Annotated in this window: 18 protein-coding genes and 1 pseudogene; 9 read left to right on the forward strand and 10 right to left on the reverse strand. The window is 70.0% G+C overall.

Features of this window, described 5'->3' with window-relative positions; translation table 11 throughout:
• From Q5694_RS18835 to Q5694_RS18870, 8 genes and pseudogenes are all read left to right on the forward strand, one after another.
• Entirely contained in the window at positions 1 to 714 is a 714-nt protein-coding gene (locus tag Q5694_RS18835) for a zinc finger domain-containing protein (protein ID WP_333934305.1), read from the forward strand.
• A 160-nt stretch (positions 715 to 874) separates the two neighbouring features.
• A complete protein-coding gene (locus Q5694_RS18840) occupies positions 875 to 1,516 on the forward strand; it encodes a WhiB family transcriptional regulator (RefSeq protein ID WP_333934306.1) in 642 nt (213 codons plus the stop codon).
• A complete protein-coding gene (locus tag Q5694_RS18845) occupies positions 1,513 to 3,144 on the forward strand; it encodes a hypothetical protein (protein WP_333934307.1) in 1,632 nt (543 codons plus the stop codon). The genes Q5694_RS18840 and Q5694_RS18845 overlap by 4 nt, the downstream gene beginning before the upstream one ends.
• Entirely contained in the window at positions 3,141 to 3,332 is a 192-nt protein-coding gene (locus Q5694_RS18850) for a hypothetical protein (RefSeq protein ID WP_007491133.1), read from the forward strand. The genes Q5694_RS18845 and Q5694_RS18850 overlap by 4 nt, the downstream gene beginning before the upstream one ends.
• A gap of 584 nt (positions 3,333 to 3,916) precedes the next feature.
• Positions 3,917 to 4,312: a plasmid mobilization protein gene (locus tag Q5694_RS18855; protein ID WP_061446781.1), complete on the forward strand. Its 396-nt coding sequence runs from the start codon at positions 3,917 to 3,919 to the stop codon at positions 4,310 to 4,312.
• A complete protein-coding gene (locus Q5694_RS18860) occupies positions 4,309 to 6,048 on the forward strand; it encodes a relaxase/mobilization nuclease domain-containing protein (RefSeq protein ID WP_333934310.1) in 1,740 nt (579 codons plus the stop codon). The genes Q5694_RS18855 and Q5694_RS18860 overlap by 4 nt, the downstream gene beginning before the upstream one ends.
• Before the next feature lie 211 nt (positions 6,049 to 6,259).
• Positions 6,260 to 6,703: a hypothetical protein gene (locus Q5694_RS18865; protein ID WP_054100437.1), complete on the forward strand. Its 444-nt coding sequence runs from the start codon at positions 6,260 to 6,262 to the stop codon at positions 6,701 to 6,703.
• A gap of 79 nt (positions 6,704 to 6,782) precedes the next feature.
• Positions 6,783 to 7,475: pseudogene (locus Q5694_RS18870) on the forward strand (hypothetical protein).
• 171 nt (positions 7,476 to 7,646) lie between these two features.
• On the opposite strand, the gene Q5694_RS18875 reads toward Q5694_RS18870, so the two are convergent.
• The 3 genes from Q5694_RS18875 to Q5694_RS18885 all read right to left on the reverse strand — a co-directional run bounded on the left by Q5694_RS18875 (position 7,647) and on the right by Q5694_RS18885 (position 9,233).
• Positions 7,647 to 8,468, reverse strand: a complete 822-nt coding sequence (locus tag Q5694_RS18875; RefSeq protein WP_333934311.1) for a DUF317 domain-containing protein — start codon at positions 8,466 to 8,468, stop codon at positions 7,647 to 7,649.
• A gap of 15 nt (positions 8,469 to 8,483) precedes the next feature.
• Positions 8,484 to 8,774, reverse strand: coding sequence for a hypothetical protein (locus Q5694_RS18880; RefSeq protein ID WP_054100434.1), 291 nt, complete (start codon positions 8,772 to 8,774; stop codon positions 8,484 to 8,486).
• Between the two features lie 105 nt (positions 8,775 to 8,879).
• Positions 8,880 to 9,233 carry a DUF317 domain-containing protein gene (locus tag Q5694_RS18885; protein WP_333934312.1) on the reverse strand — a complete coding sequence of 118 codons (354 nt, stop codon included), beginning with the start codon at positions 9,231 to 9,233 and terminating at the stop codon, positions 8,880 to 8,882.
• 268 nt (positions 9,234 to 9,501) lie between these two features.
• On the opposite strand from Q5694_RS18885, the gene Q5694_RS18890 reads away from it, so the two are divergent.
• Entirely contained in the window at positions 9,502 to 10,824 is a 1,323-nt protein-coding gene (locus Q5694_RS18890) for a restriction endonuclease, SacI family (RefSeq protein ID WP_333934313.1), read from the forward strand.
• A 118-nt stretch (positions 10,825 to 10,942) separates the two neighbouring features.
• On the opposite strand, the gene Q5694_RS18895 is transcribed toward Q5694_RS18890, so the two are convergent.
• The 7 genes from Q5694_RS18895 to Q5694_RS18925 all read right to left on the reverse strand — a co-directional run bounded on the left by Q5694_RS18895 (position 10,943) and on the right by Q5694_RS18925 (position 16,515).
• Positions 10,943 to 11,674, reverse strand: coding sequence for a hypothetical protein (locus Q5694_RS18895; protein ID WP_333934314.1), 732 nt, complete (start codon positions 11,672 to 11,674; stop codon positions 10,943 to 10,945).
• Positions 11,675 to 11,836: 162 nt separating this feature from the next.
• Positions 11,837 to 12,709: an ATP-dependent DNA ligase gene (locus Q5694_RS18900; RefSeq protein ID WP_333934315.1), complete on the reverse strand. Its 873-nt coding sequence runs from the start codon at positions 12,707 to 12,709 to the stop codon at positions 11,837 to 11,839.
• 42 nt (positions 12,710 to 12,751) lie between these two features.
• Positions 12,752 to 13,096, reverse strand: a complete 345-nt coding sequence (locus Q5694_RS18905) for a DUF6233 domain-containing protein (RefSeq protein WP_333934316.1) — start codon at positions 13,094 to 13,096, stop codon at positions 12,752 to 12,754.
• 131 nt (positions 13,097 to 13,227) lie between these two features.
• Entirely contained in the window at positions 13,228 to 14,250 is a 1,023-nt protein-coding gene (locus Q5694_RS18910; RefSeq protein ID WP_333934317.1) for an MSCRAMM family protein, read from the reverse strand.
• 33 nt (positions 14,251 to 14,283) lie between these two features.
• On the reverse strand, positions 14,284 to 15,030 hold the full coding sequence (locus Q5694_RS18915) for a DUF317 domain-containing protein (protein WP_333934318.1): 747 nt from the start codon (positions 15,028 to 15,030) through the stop codon (positions 14,284 to 14,286).
• Positions 15,031 to 15,131: 101 nt separating this feature from the next.
• On the reverse strand, positions 15,132 to 15,620 hold the full coding sequence (locus tag Q5694_RS18920; RefSeq protein WP_061441558.1) for a hypothetical protein: 489 nt from the start codon (positions 15,618 to 15,620) through the stop codon (positions 15,132 to 15,134).
• Positions 15,621 to 15,648: 28 nt separating this feature from the next.
• On the reverse strand, positions 15,649 to 16,515 hold the full coding sequence (locus Q5694_RS18925; protein WP_333934319.1) for a DUF317 domain-containing protein: 867 nt from the start codon (positions 16,513 to 16,515) through the stop codon (positions 15,649 to 15,651).
• Positions 16,516 to 16,535: the final 20 nt, after the last annotated feature.

Here is a 16,535-nt window from a genome sequence, read left to right on the forward strand (position 1 = left end):
GTGGACCGCCGCGAAATCGCCGCCCTGCTGGCCTACATCGGCCGACTCGACCCCCGCAGCATCCGCACGGACGAGGGCGAGGCCCGCGACCAGCTCGCCCAGTGGCACGAGCTGCTCGGCGACGTGCCGATGGCCACCCCGCACGGCTGGGACGCCCGCATCGCCGCACGCCAGCACTACCGCACCTCGCCGTACCAGATCCAACCCGCAGACGTGGTCCGCCCCTGGGAGAGCTACCGGCGCAACCGCCTGGCCCTCCACTGGGACCCCACACCGTCCGCGGACCCGGACGACCAGGCCGCCTGGACCGCCGAGTTGGTCGGCACCCGCCGTGCCGTCGCCGCCGGCATAGCGCAGCCCGCGTATGCCCCGGCCATCACCAGCAGCCAGGAGGGGATCAACCCGAGGCTGCAGGCTCGGCTGGACCAAATCGGCTCCTGCATACCGCCCGCCGCCCGCGCCGCTCTCGCACCGTTCCGACCCGCCCGGGCAGCACGCGAAGCCGCCGTCGCGCAAGGGCTGCCCGATGCCCTGAGCGTGCGATGCGAGTGGTGCCTGGCCCCGGTCGGCGAGCCGTGCCGCCGCCGCCGGATCGGCCCCACCGACGGAGTACGCGCCATCACGCCGCGCGCCACCCCGCACCCCGGCCGTGTGGACCTCGCCGCCCAGCAGGCCCAGCACACCGAGCAGGCCCAGCAGCCCGCCCTGGCCTGACCGGCGCCTCCGGCGCGTGCATCCCGTCCGCTGCACCGCCGCAACCTCACCGTCCCGCACCGGCTGCGGCGCACACCCACGCGCCGCAGCCGGCACCCGACGCCGCACCCGCCAGGCACTGCGCCAGCCGGCCGGTGTGGCAGCACATCGGAGACTCGCCTTGCGCCACATCACCACCCACGACGCGCCGGCCACCGGCCTGCGCGGCATCGGAGACACCAGCTGGCACGTCCGCGGAGCGTGCCACGGCATGGACGTCGAGGACGCCGACGCCGTGTTCTTCCCCGGTCCCCGGGATCACGAGGAGATCGCGGAGGCGAAGGAGCTGTGCGGCTGGTGCCCCGTCCGCCGCGCGTGCCTGGACTTCGCCCTGGAGAACGTCCTCAAGGAGGGCGTCTGGGGCGGGCTCACCGAAGCCGAGCGGCGCCCGCTGCACGACAACCTGCACCGGCGCCTGGACTACCGGCGTGTGACCGCCTTCTTCCAAGGACGCGACGTGCACCTGACGGAAGCCGAGCGGCAGGTGGCCATCGACCACGCCTACGTCCGGGGCTGGCAGCCCGACCGACTCGCCGCCGCCCTGGAGATCAGCCACAAGCACGCCCGCGACCTGCTCCGGCAAGCCGCCAACAAGGTCTTCGACCGGGACCGCAACTACGGCGTGCCCCGCTCCAAGAAGAAGCGGAAGAAGACCTCCAAGGCCAAGGGCACCCCCGCGCCCGCAGCTCCCGGCACTCAGCAGCCGACAGGCCGCCCGGCGGCGTCGACCCCGGCGCACGCCCCTCTCGGAAAGGCAGCATGACCCACCCTGTCCTCGCCTTCGGTGCTACTTCGGACCTCCCTCTCCTCCTCGCCGCCGCCGTGCCCGCCGCCCTCGCGCTCGTGCTGACCGCCTGGGCGATCCGGCGCCGGGGAACCCGCCCGCGGAAACGTCTCGGCGGCCCGGCGGTCAAGGTCGCCGCCGTCGCCGCCCTGGGCTGCACCGCCTACAGCGCCGACACCAGCTGGCGCTTCGCGGCGGACTACCTCGACATGGCCGGCACCGCCGAGCGCGCCGGCATGTTCGCCGCCGCCGAACTCGCCCTGTTCGCCACCGCGCTGATGGCACGGCAGAACCTCGCCGTCCAGGGCGCTCCCGGCCTGCCGGGCACGCTGGTCTGGGTGATCACCACAGTGCAGGTGATCCCCGCCTACGCAGAGAGCGGCCCCATCGGCGGCACGGTCCGCGCCTTCGTCGGACCGGTCATGGCGGCGATGCTGTGGCACCTGGCCATGGGCATCGAGCTGCGCCTGCGCACCCCGGGTGCAGCCTCGCACGGGCTGATCGCCGTCCTGGGCCGGGAGGCACGCGAGCGGCTGCTGTCCCGCCTGGGCATCGCCGCGCGGGACCGCGACGCCGCGCAGATCACCCGGGACCGGGCCACCGCCCGTGCGGTCGCCCTAGCCGCCCGCCTCGCCGAGTGCACACCCGAGCAGCAGCAGAGCCGTCGCGGCCGGCGGCTTACGCGGCGCCTGTCGAAGGCGGTCGGCAGGGCTTCGGTCGGCACCGACCCTCACCAGCGGGCGCAGCTGCTCGACCAGCTCGCCGCTCGGCGACACGCGCTGGCGCTCGCCACGGTCCCGCTCCCTTCTCCCTGGTCCCCGGCGCACAGCAGCGCATCGGCGGCCACGGTCCCCGTACAGCCGACATCGGATGTGCCGGTCCCCGTCCCCGGTCCCGACGGTTCCGACGAGCCGGTCTCGGACCGAGGACCGAGGGCTCCTCGGAGCCCCGTCCCCGAGAACCCGGAAGCCGGGGTCGACGCAAGGACCAAGGGCGACGCAACGGGAACGTTCGCGGGAACCAAGCCCTCTGAAGACGGTGCGGTCCCAGGGACCGTGCTCGCCGGACCGGGAGCCGCAGCGCGGGACGCAGCGGCCATGAGGACCGACCACAGCACGCGAGAAGTGGCAGCTCAGGACCCGGATTCTCATCGGGGACCGGGCATCAGGAAGTCGGGGACCGAGACCACCGAGGACCGAGGACCGACCGCCCCACAGTCCGGGACCGAGACCACCCAGGACCGAGGACCGACCGCCCCACAGTCCGGGACCGAGACCACCCAGGACCGAGGACACAAAGTCCCGCTTCGCCGGAAGCCGACCAGGACCTCCCGGACGAAGAACAAGGACAAGCGTGCACGGTCCCGCTCGCAGACGGAGCGCCAGGCACGCGAGCTGGGTGAATCTGAGCGCCAGCTTGTCCGTGAGGTGCGTCCCCATGTGCCGGCTCTGCTCGAACGGGACGGCAACGGCGCGATCACCCGAGTGCAGCTGCGCGAAATCATCCGCCGCCAGGGCCTGACGGGCGTCGGTAACGACCGACTCGGCCTGGTCCTCCAGGAGCTGCGGAACGCGGACATCACGACGACGAGGAGCACCGCCCGATGAAGACCTGCCACCAGTTCAAGACGGTCCGCGCCGAGTACGAGCGCGAGATCGGATTCATGCTCGCTCACTCCGAGCGGCATGCGGGCAGGCCGGCGGCGAAGTCCAGCGCGAAGCAGGCAGCCTCGGCGAAACAGCGGATGGCCCGCGCGCTCAACAGCCACGTCGGACGCTGCCCCGAATGCGGCTGAACCGGCAAATCCCAGCACAAGGCCCGTATCCGTAAAGGTGGCCCGGCTCCACGCCGGGCCACCGCCCCGCTTAGGAGGTACGCCATGATTCCTCGTCCCCCTCGCTTTTCCGGGCCCACCACCGCCGAGGCCGGTGCCTGGGCGGACGTCCTGGTCCGCCGGCAACTCCTCCACGCCGTCGTCCTCACGCCGACCGGGCAGTGGCTCGTCCAGGACCGTCCCAACAGACCGGTTCGCGTCCTTGCCAGCCCAGCCGAAGTTCTCGCGCTGGCCGCAACCATCCAGCAACGCACCCGCTCTACGAGGCCCGAATCTCAATGACGAACGCACCCAAGAACGGCACCACCCCGGAACCTGATCCCGGCTCCAACTCGGTCTCGGGGCGAGCAAGTTATCGCAAGAGCATTGCTCCCGAGGGGAGCAATGCTCTTGCGTTCCCCGCCCCTGGAGTGGCGGGAGCGGAACGGCACCGGGGGGCGCCGATCCGTGAGGATGCGACCGAGGGCGGCTCGCATCCCGAGGGGCAGGACCAGCACGCCTGCCACAGTGCGCACTGCACGCACACCGCCCCTTCAAAGCCGCATGTGCAACAGCGTGAGCGCCTGCGCGACGAGAACAAGCGCATGCGCCAGCCCAGCTGCCGCATGAACGACGACGAGTACCAACTCCTAGCTCGTGCAGCCGCCGTGTGCCACATGAGCGTCGCCAGTTTCCTCGCCCACGCCGCTCTCAAAGCCGCCCACGATCTCGACCGTACGGCGGCGGAAATCGCCGCCCAACGAGAAGTCCACAACGAGCTCTTCGCTGTGCGCCGGCACCTCGGCCACATCGGCAACAACGTCAACCAGGTAGCTAAGGCCGCCAACTCCGGTGCCGACGTCCCCTACGCCGAAGCCGTACTCGGCGCCGTCCAGCGCGCCACCCAGCGCGTGGACGCCTTCATCCAGCACTACCTCGACACCGAAAGGCGAACCGGTTGATCCCTCGCGTCCACAAGCGTGGCTCGAACACGTTCGGCCTGCTCATCTACCTCTACGGCAAAGGGACCCATGAGGAGCACGTCGATCCGCATCTCGTGGCGGCATGGGACAGCTTCGCTCCCGACCCCGGTCGCGATCCTCAAGCTACGAAGAGACAGTTGCAGCAGCTCCTGGACCAGCCCGTCCAGACGCTCGCGGAGTCGCGCCGCCCGGCCAAGCACGTCTGGCACCTATCCGTCCGGGCCGCACCCGACGACCCGGTTCTCTCCGACGAGCAATGGGGGGAGATCGCCCGACGCATGGTCGCCGCGACCGGCATCGCTCCGGCCGCCGACGAGGCGGGATGCCGCTGGGCAGCCGTGCGCCACGCCGACGACCACATCCACATCATCGCCACGCTCGTCCGCGAAGACGGCCGGCGCCCCCGACTCAACAACGACGCCAAGCGATCCCAGGCCGAAGCCCGCCTGATCGAAGCCGAGTACGGGCTCAAGCAGCTCAGCACCGGGGACGGAACCGCAGCGCAACGACCGACCAGCGCCGAGCGCCACAAGGCCCAGCGCCAGGGCCGCGAGCGCACCGCCCGCGAGGAACTGCGGGAATCCGTGCGGCGTGCGGTGGCCGGCGCGAGAAGCGACGAGGAGTTCTTCGACCGCCTCGCCGCCGGTCTCCTGATCCGCAAGCGCGCCGCGCCCTCCGGTGACCTGCTCGGATACAAGGTCGCCCTGCCCGACGACCTGAACAAGGACGGCGAGCCGGTGTTCTACCCCGGCGCGCGCCTCGCTCCCGACCTGTCCTTGCCTCGCATCCGCGAGCGGTGGTCCGGTGATGCGCAGGATGTCCCTGCGGCCCGGCGGGAGGAAGCGATTCGTACGGGGCCGGGCAGTCCGGCCTCCGCGCGCCGCGGCACGGCATCGGCCGTGTGGCAGGCCGTGCTCGTCGTCGACCACGGCGAGGACGGGGTCGCCGCCGCCCACATCGCCGCGGTCGGCGAGGTCCTGGACGCCCTCGCGAAGACGTCCGCCGCTCACACCCGTCGCGAACTGCACGACGCCGCAACGGCCTTCGAACGGGCCTCGCGCTCTCACGTCCGCGCCGTACGCGGGCACGATCGAGCCCTGCGACAGGCCGCCCGCGACCTCGTCCAGGGCGGCCCGGCCCTCGGCCGCGGTGAGGACGGAGCCACCACGGCGATGGCGATCGACATGCTGTTCTTCCTGATCACCGCCACCGCGCACTGGCACGCCCGGAAGGGCCACACCCAGCAGGCCGAGGCCGCCACCCGAGCTGCCGAACACCTGCGCACCGCTTACCAGGCCGCCTCGGCCCAGCCGCTCGGTGTGCTATACCAGCGCGGCCGACGTCTGAGCCGGCCGATGCTCCAGCGGCAGACCGCGCTGCTGCGCGAGGCGCTCCCGGAACTGGCCGAGCAGATCCTCGCCGAACCCGGCTGGTACGCCCTGGCCGCGACCATCACGGAAGCCGAAGCCGCCGGCCACGACCCGGCCACTCTCCTGTCCGACGTTGCCGCTCGGCGCGAACTGGGCACCGCGGACTCCATCAGCGACGTGCTCGTATGGCGGATGCGACGGACAGCCGACCTGCCCGCCGATGCCTCCCAGCTTCCCGAGACCAGCACCGCAGCGAACCGGTCCGCGACGCGCAGGGCGACGACCAGGCCCTCCGCGGCCGGCAGGCGGCGCAGCGGAGAGGAGTCACCGCGTCAGGCCCGATAAGTAACCAGACGGCACGCAGGCTCCCCGGATCGCCGCTGTGCCGTACCGAGACATGCGTCGTGGCCTCCTCGTCACCCGGGCAGCCGAGAGGCCACACCCGTGCTGACCTGGCCGAAGGGACTGTGGACGTTGTGAATTGAAACCGCCGACGGCGTGGGGCACGATCATGAAGCGCGCAGGACGAGGTGCCGAGGTGGAGGAGGACGCCAGGGTGTTTCACCGAATACGCCGCAGGGCCAAGGGGCCGAGCGAAGCTCAAAAACGGTTCGCCGAGCTGCACGCGCAGATGCAGGGACAGGTCCCGCCCGGCATCGGAGTGCCGGCGCCCGAGCCGCAGCCCGCCGAGCCGACCGCCATCGTGGACGACTTCCTCCCGCCGGAGCTGCGGGTGCCGAGCCACGACCAGGTCGAGGGCAAGATGATGCCGTGGAAGCAGCCCCTGGTCCTCGACGGCGAGATGGCCACCTGCGCCGAGTGCGGCGCGTACCGGGACTGGCTCATCCTCTCCACCCGCGGTGAGATCTGGCTGCGCTGCAGGGCCGGGCACCAGCAGCTAGAGACGCGCATCGACACCGCCTGGTACAACCGGCACTCCGGGCCGGCGGACTCGACGCACGCCACGTTCGAGGACTGCCTGCGCCACCTCGGGCACTGACCACCACTCCTACGACCCCACCGGGCCCGCGGGCCCGCACTGACCACCCGTCGCCTAGCACCAAGGGGTCAGTTCCGTCATGCGCGTTCGCGTCGCCACCACCGCACTCGGCATCACCGCCGCCCTCCTCGCCGTGCCCGCCTGCTCCACCGACACCCCCGGGGCCAAGCACCGAACCGCCTCCTCCCGTACGGGAAAGCCGACCGAGGTCGCCCAGGAGCCGGCCGCGCTCTCCTCGGCCGCGCTCGAGTCCCGCCTGCTCGACCCGCGCGACCTCGGCAGCGGCTACCTTCCCCAGCCGGAGCGTCCGGCCCAGCACGATGACGTCACCGTCCTCGGCTGCCCGGCCCTGAGCGAGCTGGGCGGTGACGCGGCGACTGGCGGCACACTCGCCTTCCCGCACAAGGCGAAGGCGGACTTCACCTACGGCTACAGCTCCTCGGAGATCTCCGAGGAGCTGTACAGCGACAGCGTGAAGAAGCTCTCCGACGGCACCGGCCGGATCTTCGATGCCATGACAGGCTGCCCGGCCTATCAGGTCGTCGCCGGTGGCTCCCAGGTCGACGTGACCTCGCAGAAGCTGCCCGCGCCCAGCGTCGGCGGTGATGAGCAGTAAAGCCTGCTTCTGACGTACATCGCCGGGGGCCGGAGCACCGTGGTCAAGCAGACCGCGATCCGCGACGGCAGCCTGCTGCTGGTCCTCTCCGGCTCCCCGGCCCTCGTCGACCGCCACCTCGACAAGGCCCTCGCCAAGGCCACGGCAACGAGCTGACCTGCGCGCGCGTCACGCTGCTGCCTCCGACCGTCGCGGTCGGGGGCAGCAGTGCGTTATGGGCTAAGCACTAACGACCCGACCGGCCACTTCGCCCGGGAAACAAGAAAGTCCGGCACCCCCAACTGGGAGGATGCCGGACTGCGATCGTCGAGAGGGGTGCGCGGGACGTTAGATGGCCGGCGCGCGCAGGAGGCGCTCCTGGGTGGCCTCGGGCAGGACCCGCCGCAGGACCGGTGCGGTCGAGCTGAGGGAGGCGGCGAAGGCGGCGACGAGGTCGTGCGGGACGCTGGCGGCGAACGAGGCCACCCACAGAAGCGGGGCGCCAAGTACGGGCTCGGCCCACGCCTGCCATCCGGCCGGTCTAGTCTCGTCGTCCTCGGCGGACAGGGCCCGTAGGTCGCCGTCCTGGATGAGGGGCGGCACCTCTCCCAGGCTGATGTGCGAGGTGAACGTCGGGTCCGTCGCCGACGCCTGGGGTTGGTCGATGTCGCGGAACCAGCCGTGGGCGGCGACAGCGTCAAGGACCGGCTCGGGTCCGGCGAGCGCCGAGGCAGGCTGGTTGCTTGCGTCGAGCGCGACGAGGAAGTCGACCACCGCCTCGCCGGGGACGTCACGGGTGAAGTAGGCCGACCACTGGGCGAGCGGGCTGCTCGCCTCGGCTCGGGCGGAGATCTGCCAGGCGATCGGCAGCCCACCCAGGTGGAACGGCTCGTCCGCCAGCCCCCACTGGGCCCAGCGCAAGGCGTCGGGGCTGATGTGCAGGACGGTGCTGCGCAGGACCTGGCGGTCCTCCAGTTCCTCGTCCGGCTCGTGCCGTCCGCGGACGATCGTCAGGCTCGTCCAGCCCAGGCCGGCGAGTGCGTCGGCGACGACGTCGTAGAGGCGTCCATCGTCACCGGCTAGATGCCGGGGGCCGACCCAGAACGCGGGCTGGCCGCCGCGCGGGGCGGACGGGTCGGGCGGAAGGTCGGGGTACAGGGGCGCCTCCAAGGGCTCGGTGCGTGTCTAGTTGCCGCCGGCACGGCGGCGAGGGCGGCGCGGGGGCGCCTGGACGGGGCCCTGCCACGTCAGGGCGATGGCGACCTCCGGCGGAAGGTGGCCGAGCTGTGCGTCCTCGTCCCGCCCTTCGGCGAGGTAGACAACGGTCCGGCCGGTCTCGTCGACCGACTGCAGGACCTGCGCCAAGCGGTGCGCCATCGGGAAGAACGGGTTCATGGCCTGGCGGACCGGAGCGCTCCGGTCGCAGCCGGACAACAGATCGATGAGATCGCCGACGGTCATCTCCGGGGACGTCACGGACAGCCTCCTGGGGTTCGAGGGAAACGGGGGCGGTGGAGCCGGGCCGGCCTACGGCACCGCCAGCGCTCATAGGACGGGCGCTATGTATCGGTGGCCGCGCTGTCAGAGGCGGCCTGAGGTCTGCAGCACCCTCGCCACGGTGGCGGCGACGATGTCGGCCGGCGTCTCGGTGTCGAACGACATGTGGTAGCCGCGGACCTGAGCGGTGCCGGTGACGACGATCTTCCACCCCTCGCCGTCCGTGCCGGGTCGGCCGTGCGGAAACCAACCGAGGTAGAACCGGCCGTCCTTGGAGCTGACGTGCACGTCCGCGCGATCATCAACGATCAGGTGGAAGTCCTCGGCCGAGAACTGGTCCAGGACCAGAGTCGGCTGACCGGGGCCGAGCTGCCACTCCCGCAGTCGCAGGGCCTCGACAGTGGTGGAGAAACCGGGGCCCGCAGGGGCTACGGTCACGAGCAATCACCTCTCTGACCTGGGGTTTCTTGCAAGGTCGTCTACGTTGACATGCTCTCGCGCACGTTGGCCAGTCTTTCCGAGATCTTTCCTGTCTGCCCCCGGCGAACTGCCGTCCATCGATAGCAAAGCCACCGGGCGGCGACGGTCTTCGGCACCACCAGTGCGATGCGGCCCGATGCTGGCAGATGGATAACATGGCCCGCGGGATTCGGTAGCGGCGAACCCAACGCTTGCAGGATTAGGACTGATCGACCCGGGGGAAAAGATGGCAGTCAGGTTCGACCCGCATATCGCCCGCCAGACATTGGACGAGGCGTTTAGGCAAGCGATGGAAGCAACTTCGCTACCAGAGGCGTGGCTGCACCTTTCGCGCTCACTGCGCCAGGAAGAAGCGCCACGCACTTACACCCCCGCACTGGGTACCGCACTCCTCGCTCGAACACTCGACGAGACCGTTGACCCTCGCTCTATCAAGCAGCAGACACACAATGCTCGATCCTATTCGGCTCGAACCCTATGCCACCGCGTACTTGTACCCGCTTCCGTGGAACTCGGTTTCGACCTGCACACCGCAGGAAGGGAACCTTTCAACAACCAGCCCTTTTTCCGCTGCGACCATTGGGACGAGATACCCCGACCTGAAGCGGAAAAGGGGACGCATTTCGACAGGGTCGATAAGGCGCTGAGACTTCTCGATCGGCAAGACCCGCAGGAATGCAAGTTGGCACTTATGGCCTTCCTGAAAGTCTGCTCCGAGCATTCAGAGTACGACAAGAAGCCGAACTTCACTGCCCGTCATATGGCTGGCGTGCGCAAAAATTACGCGTGCGTTCCCATCCCTATAGATGGCGGCCAAGCTCAGGTTTTCAGGGCGAGAGACAAGTCCACGGGATCCGTGGTAGCCCTGAAGAAGCTCCGCACACCGCTAGAGCGCCGCGTCGCCAGAATGAGGCGGGAGATTGAAGTCGGACTGTTCCTGAGCGGTCATCCTCATGCCATGCCCATTCTGGACCACGCGCCAGATCATAGCTGGTTCGTCATGCCGTATGCGCAGGGAACGGCCCTGGACTACCGTGATGACCTACGGAACGACGACGCGCTGGCCCTTCTCCTGCAATCCGTATGTTCGGTCCTTGAGGTAGCACACGAAAAAGGCTATGTGCACCGTGACATCAAACCGGCCAACATTCTTCTGCTGGACGGCCGGTGGGTGGTTGCTGACTGGGGCATTGTTAGGCGTCCCCGAGGGATGACGACCGACCCTCAGAGGACGAGGATGGGTGTAGCTTTGGGATCGGCTGGGTTTGCCGCCCCCGAACTGGAAGACGACGCTCACAGCGCAGGGCCGCAGGCCGACATATACAGCCTGGGCCAATTCGTCGGGTGGGCAATCACAGGAAAGCGCCCCCGCGCGAATATTCCCCTCCTACCGGAGAGCGGCGCATGGCGTGCGGTCGCAGAGACCGCCACGAGAGAAGACCCCGCCATGCGGCCCGAGTCCGTCACCGAGTTCCTCGAAATCGTCACCCGCGAAACACAAGTTCCCATTAGGTCGACTTCTGGTTCTCATGTTCCAGCAGCCGACTAATCCTGCGGGCTGCGACCACGCGTTTACCCACTGAGCGGATGCCAGCCGTCGCGGCTGCCCGCGGATCGAGAGGGGCGCTGGGTTAGCAGGCAGCTCGCCTCACGCGCTGGCGGGCTGGTCAGGAAGCGCCCGCCCGCCAGGAACCACCGAGTTCGGCAAGATGCCTGCGCAATGCGCCGCGCTGCTCCTCAAGATCCTGCGAGGCGGGAACCGGAAGATAGACATTGTCCCGGTAGGGACGGAAACCCAGGCTCTCCCACCCCTGGGCGATTTTGGCGTTCACGCGGTCCCACTCGGCTCTGGCCGTCAGCCGATGGCTGCTGAGATCGGTGATGCCGGGCGAACAGGCTACGGCCCGGCAGCCGGCCATGAGCCGGGTGATCACCTCGCAGGCAAGCACGGCCGCCAGGCCGTGCCCGCGCCATGGCGGATCCAGCGTCACGCGATTCATGACGAGCAGCGCTGAGCCGACGTACTCCAACTGTTCGCTGACTTCGTCGGTGAAAGAACCCGTCTCGGGATCAAGGAGGACCTGCGCGGTCTCGTACAGTTCCTCCGACTCCTCCTCCATGGCCCAGTAGGCGTTGCGGCCCCGGTCGAGGTGCACCCGGTAGAACGTCATGGAGCCGACGACTACGTCCTCGACCGTGCACGAGGAGCAATCAGCAGTCGTACACCCGCTGGAGCTGACCGGCCCGTGATGTTCACCATGAGCGCGTCGGCGGTGCAGGACGGCCACGTTCCAGCACTCCAGCGTGTCCGCCTGGGGAGTGTCCCAGAGTCCGTCGTCGTAGGAGATGCGCAGGTGTAGCTCGGAGGGGTCGCCTGGCAGCGGGGAGGGCTCGGTCACGGCCGCAGCGTAACGAGGTGTCCGCGCGTTCGTGGATAACGGAGCCCCAGCTCAGAGGTGGCGTGCCCACACCCACGCCGAAGCGAGGAGTTCGTGCGCTGGGACCCGCGGTCCTTCGCCGAGTTGCAGGCCAGCTATTCCTCCCGATTCGTCCGCGGCAGCTCACCGCACGCGCGTCACGGTGACCACGGCATGCCTCGTCGTCCCCGCCAGCACCTCGACGAGCAGTCCGGACTCCGCCGCCGTGAACGACTCGCCCCCAGCCGCCCGACCTCGCGCGGCCGGAGCAACGGCCACCAGCGCCGCCGCGACCTGCGCGGCCAGCTGCGCCCCGAGCCGCTGAGACAATGCAACACGGCCGTCAGGCAACCGCACCGCCAGCGCCTGCGGCCGACCCGCCGCCCCCGTGAACCCCACCACCTCCGCGTCGATCGTCTCCGCGTGTCTGACCTTCTTCCACGACGACGACCGACCCGCCCGGTACGGCGACCGCCCCGACTTCGCCACCACCCCCTCCACACCGGAGCCGGTCAGCGTCTCGTACCAAACCCGGGCGACCTCCACGTCTTCCGTCGCCGACACTGCCTGAATTGGCGACCCCTCCGGCAGCCCGGCCACCATGTCCAGCATCAAGGCGCGCCGCTCCTCATACGGACGCCCCCTCACGTCCCCGGTGGGCAACGACAAAACGTCCCACACGATGAGCAGCGCAGGGTGCCGCGCCGCCAGCTCCCGCGACCGTGCAGGCGAGGAAGCCGCCCGAGCCTGAGCGGCCTCGAACGACACCTGCCCGTCAACCACGACGACTGCCTCGCCGTCCAGGACGACACCAGGCGGCAGGGCCATCCCCGCCACGGCAAGATCCATCCAGGGCGTCGTCACGTCCCGACCCGACCGCGCTTGAAGTCGAACCGTCTCAGCCAGCCGCCACAAAACTGTCCGGTGACCGTCGAGCTTCACTTCATACCACCAGCGCGGCCCGGTCGGCAGTTGCGGCACCAGCTCGGCCAGGGCGACGTCGACAGGGAACTCCACCCCGCCACCCTCAAACGCCGCCCGGACCGCCCGCGCGCCGGACTACTCCAGCAGGCCCAGCCGCGTGTCCGGCCGACACTTCGAGCACGCCGGAACCTGCTGACGTATCGCGTCGCGTGCCTGCTCCCGCGTCGCCGGCATCTGGCGCTTACCCGGGTCCCAGCAGTCCCCCGTGTGCGCCGCCACCAGGCTGCTCCGGTCAAGGCCCCGCTCGATCAGCCACTCCGGGGGCGGCAGTCGCCGCTCCTCGGCCTGCCGTCGCTCGGCCTCGCGACGCTCCTCGTCCGCGATCCACCGGTCTAGCTGCCGAAGGCTCGCCCGCGCCTGCTGCTCGACCACGCGGCGCGTGAACTGCAGCAGTTCCAGACGGGACGGAGCATCGCTCACACATTCGATTATAGAGGGGCGGTTCACAAACACCGAGGCCCCCACATCCAGGAGGACGCTGTTGGCGGTCGCGAACAGCGTGTCCAGCTGGGGCTGCGGGGGCTCCGTGTAGTGAAGAAGGGTGGGTGCGGTCAGCTCCCGGTGTTGTCTTCTGTGTGGCTGTCGGTGCGACTGCGGCGTGCCACGGCGAGGGCGCCTCCACCGGCCGCGATCAGAACGGCCGCGCCGCCGATCAGCCACAGCGTGGCGTCAGCACCGGTGTGAGCGAGAGAGCCCGTCGGCGTCTTCGGTGTGGAGTCGCCGACCGGGGTGGCGGCGATGGCGGAAGTGTCGGTTTCCGGTGTGTCGCTATCCGACGCGGACGGCGTGGCCCTGTCCGTACCGCTGTTCGGCTTGCCTGGGCTGGAGGAGGGGGTGTCGGTGGGCGTGTGCGTGGGCTTACCCGAGGGTTCGGGCTTCGGGGTCGTGGTGGTCTTGGCGTTGGTGACGGTCACGGTTACCGGGTCGCCGGGACCAGCGGTGAACGTCTTGGTGGGCTTGTACAGGTCGTAGCCGGCAGGGGCTTTGATCTCTTTGACCCAGAACTGGGCCTTCCGGCTCGACATGGGCAGCTCTTTGGAGGCCGTGCCCTTAGCTCCCGTGGTCAGAGTGAGCAGCGTCGAGCTGCCGGTGCCGATGTTCACGGTCGCGCCGGGCAGGAGCTTGCCGGTCTTGTCGTCCTTGGCCTGCAGGAGGACCTTGGCGGCCTTGAACGGATCGGTGATCGTCAGCCGGGTGGTCGCGCCCGGGGTGACGATGACGTCCTGGTCGGCGACGACCTCGTGCAGCGGGCTGCCGGAGGCCGTCTCCTTGAGCCGGTAGACGCCGGGCGCGAGGTCGGAGAAGGTCAGCTTTCCCTGTGCGTCGGTCTTCCCGTGTCCGGCTTCCTGGCCGGCGGAGTCGAGCAGCAGGAACACTGCGCCGGGCAGGGCGTCTCCGACTGTGTCCCTGGTGGTGATCTCGACGCTGCCCGCGTCCGCGGCCGGAGTCTCGGCGGCGGCGGAGGCTGAGGGGGTCGGTTCGGTGGGCTCGGCACTCGCGGCCGGTGCCCAGGTGAGGGTGCCGGCCGCGGCGACGGCGATGGCGGCGGCGGATCGGACGAGATGTGCGTGCACGAGGAAGGGGACTCCTTGATCGGTCGGGGGAGGTCAGCGGGCGCGGCCGGCGGGGTGGGGTGCGGACGGCAGAGCGGGCGGCAGATGGCTGGGCGGCTGCGGGGTTGCAGCCGGTGCGACGTAGAGGTGACGACGAGTGTGGAACGGGATCTGCTTCACGGCCCGATGCAGCGGTTCGGTGGAGATCAGCGAGGCGGTGAAAGCCGCAGCGAGGGTGGTGGGCGCGCCGGCAGAGAACTGGGCCTGCCAGTGCGGCTCGCTCGGGTATCCGCCCCAGGCCCGCCAGACCGGACCGTCGGACCCAGTGGTGGCGTACCTGTGACGCACACCGCCAAGGCCCTCTGGTGGCAGAAAGGTCTGCGTACCGTCCGTTTTGACGCTGTGGCTCCAGCCGTGGGTGAGGAGCGGCGTGTACACCTCGTGCGGGGCCGTCGGATCCTCGACCAGGTGGTTCTTGTCGCTGTGGCGGTCTTCGAGGTACAGGTCGAGCAGTTCGGTGTGGACGTCGCGCAGGAGTTCGGCGGGGGTGGTGGCGTCGAAGGTGATCTCCCAGGCCCGCGGGCCGAAGGGGGCACGGTCCATGCCGATGGTCCACGTGTCTGCGCCTCGCTCCTCGGGCTTGGGAGCGAAGCGGGTCCACAGCCGGGCGCAGGGGCTGATGGCGAACACCATCCCTTCGAGTCCCTGGTGAAGGTGCCATCCGTCGTCGAAGGGGAAGGCCCAGATCGTCTCCAGGTCTGCCTGGCCGGGACCGGCGAGGTGACGCGGGAGAACTCTCACGGTCTGGGCAGGGTCGAGATTGTTGAAGGGGTCGCGTGGTGGGTCGGGCAACACGAGGAGATGCTCCTGCTGAGTAGGTGGCGCGGGGATCGGGACGAGGCTCAGCGGGTGCGGGCCCCGGCGGGGACGGTCGGCGGAGCTGGAGTGCTGCGCGGCGTGGGGCCGGCCGCACGCTTGGGCGCGGAGGCAGCCCAGGCGCCGGGGAACCAGACGGCCGTGTACTGCTCGATGGCGTCGCGCAGCCCGGTGGTGACGGCTCCGTCCCACGGGGGGCGGCCGGGGCGGTGGTAGGTGCCGAAGGTGCCGTACTGCTTGGTGTTCGGAGGGGTGTTGGTGGCTTCGTCGCGGCGGTGGAAGGTTCCGTGGTCCACGAAGCTGAGTGCCACCGCGTCGATCTCCCCGCGTTCCGGGTGGACGACTGCGACACGCAGCCCGCCGTAGGTGTCCGCGTGGATGGTGCGGGTGAAGTCAATCCGCAAACGCAGCGGCGTGCCCGGCACGGGGGCGGCGTAGTAGGTGTTGCCCACGACGGCGTGCTCGTGGAAAGGAAGGCACAGCTCGGTGAAGAACTCGGGAGCCTGCAGGAACACGAGGGTCTCCGGTCGGAGTTGAGTGGAGTCAGCGGCGTTGGCCGGGCAGGGCATGTCGGCTGGTGGTGCTCCAGCGCGGAACGCTGGCCGCGGGAAGCGCGGCCGGGCGGCGGGACGCTGCGGCCCGCCGGACGTCGAGCGGGGTGGGCGTCGGCGGAGAGGGCGGGTGGATCGGGGAAGTCTGGGCGTGGTCCTTGACGTAGCTGGAAGTGTCGTCCCGCCATCGAGGCAGGGGTGCGGGGTCGGCCACGGCCTCGGTCACAGCTCGCAGAAGGGCTGCGGGGGTGTCGGTGCTGGCCGTGGCGTACCAGTAGGGCCGAGCTGAGGAGGTGCCGGCCCACAGGTGCCAGCGCGCGTCGCGGGTTTCCAGCTCGATCGCCGGGTCGAGGTCGCCGGTGGTGTATTCCAGCGTGGCGAGCCCGTCGGGTGAGGTGATGGCGAAGGTCCTCAGATCCGGGCGGTCGAAGCACCAGCCTCGGTTGATGAGCGGGTCAACGGCCTGGAACGGGTCACGGTCGGTGCTTCCGGCAAGCGGGCGGGCAAGGTAGCGGTCTGGGCCCTGCCGGTACGCCTCGGCGAGGGCGGTGGTGAAGGCAGTGACGAACTCCGTGGGCGCGCTGTCGTTGAAGCAGACGCCCCAGGCCGGTGGGCCGAAGGCGTCCTTGTAGGCGTTGATGCGCCACAGGCCGTCGTCGTCGCCTTCGGGGAGGTAGCCGAGGCGGACCTTGCCGTCGGGGGCCGTGAGGTAGGCGTTGCCGAGGTGGTCGTGGTGCAGATCCCAGCCGAGGTCGCGCAGCGGGTCGAGGCCGGGGTCGCTGACCGCGGTGGAGCGGGCCAGGTGGCGTGGGGAGACGTAGACGTCGCCGTCGATGGTGTCGTGGTCGTCGTGGGGCACTGAATCCTGGGGGGGGGAGG

It is taken from the genome of Streptomyces sp. AHA2 (assembly GCF_036857595.1).
Classification (GTDB): domain Bacteria; phylum Actinomycetota; class Actinomycetes; order Streptomycetales; family Streptomycetaceae; genus Streptomyces.

Bases quoted from the DNA above. Each gene is read 5' to 3' on its own strand.
- Q5694_RS18845 (WP_333934307.1), top strand. From the start codon at position 1,513: ATGACCCACCCTGTCCTCGCCTTCGGTGCTACTTCGGACCTCCCTCTC.
- Q5694_RS18850 (WP_007491133.1), top strand. From the start codon at position 3,141: ATGAAGACCTGCCACCAGTTCAAGACGGTCCGCGCCGAGTACGAGCGC.
- Q5694_RS18890 (WP_333934313.1), top strand. From the start codon at position 9,502: ATGGCAGTCAGGTTCGACCCGCATATCGCCCGCCAGACATTGGACGAG.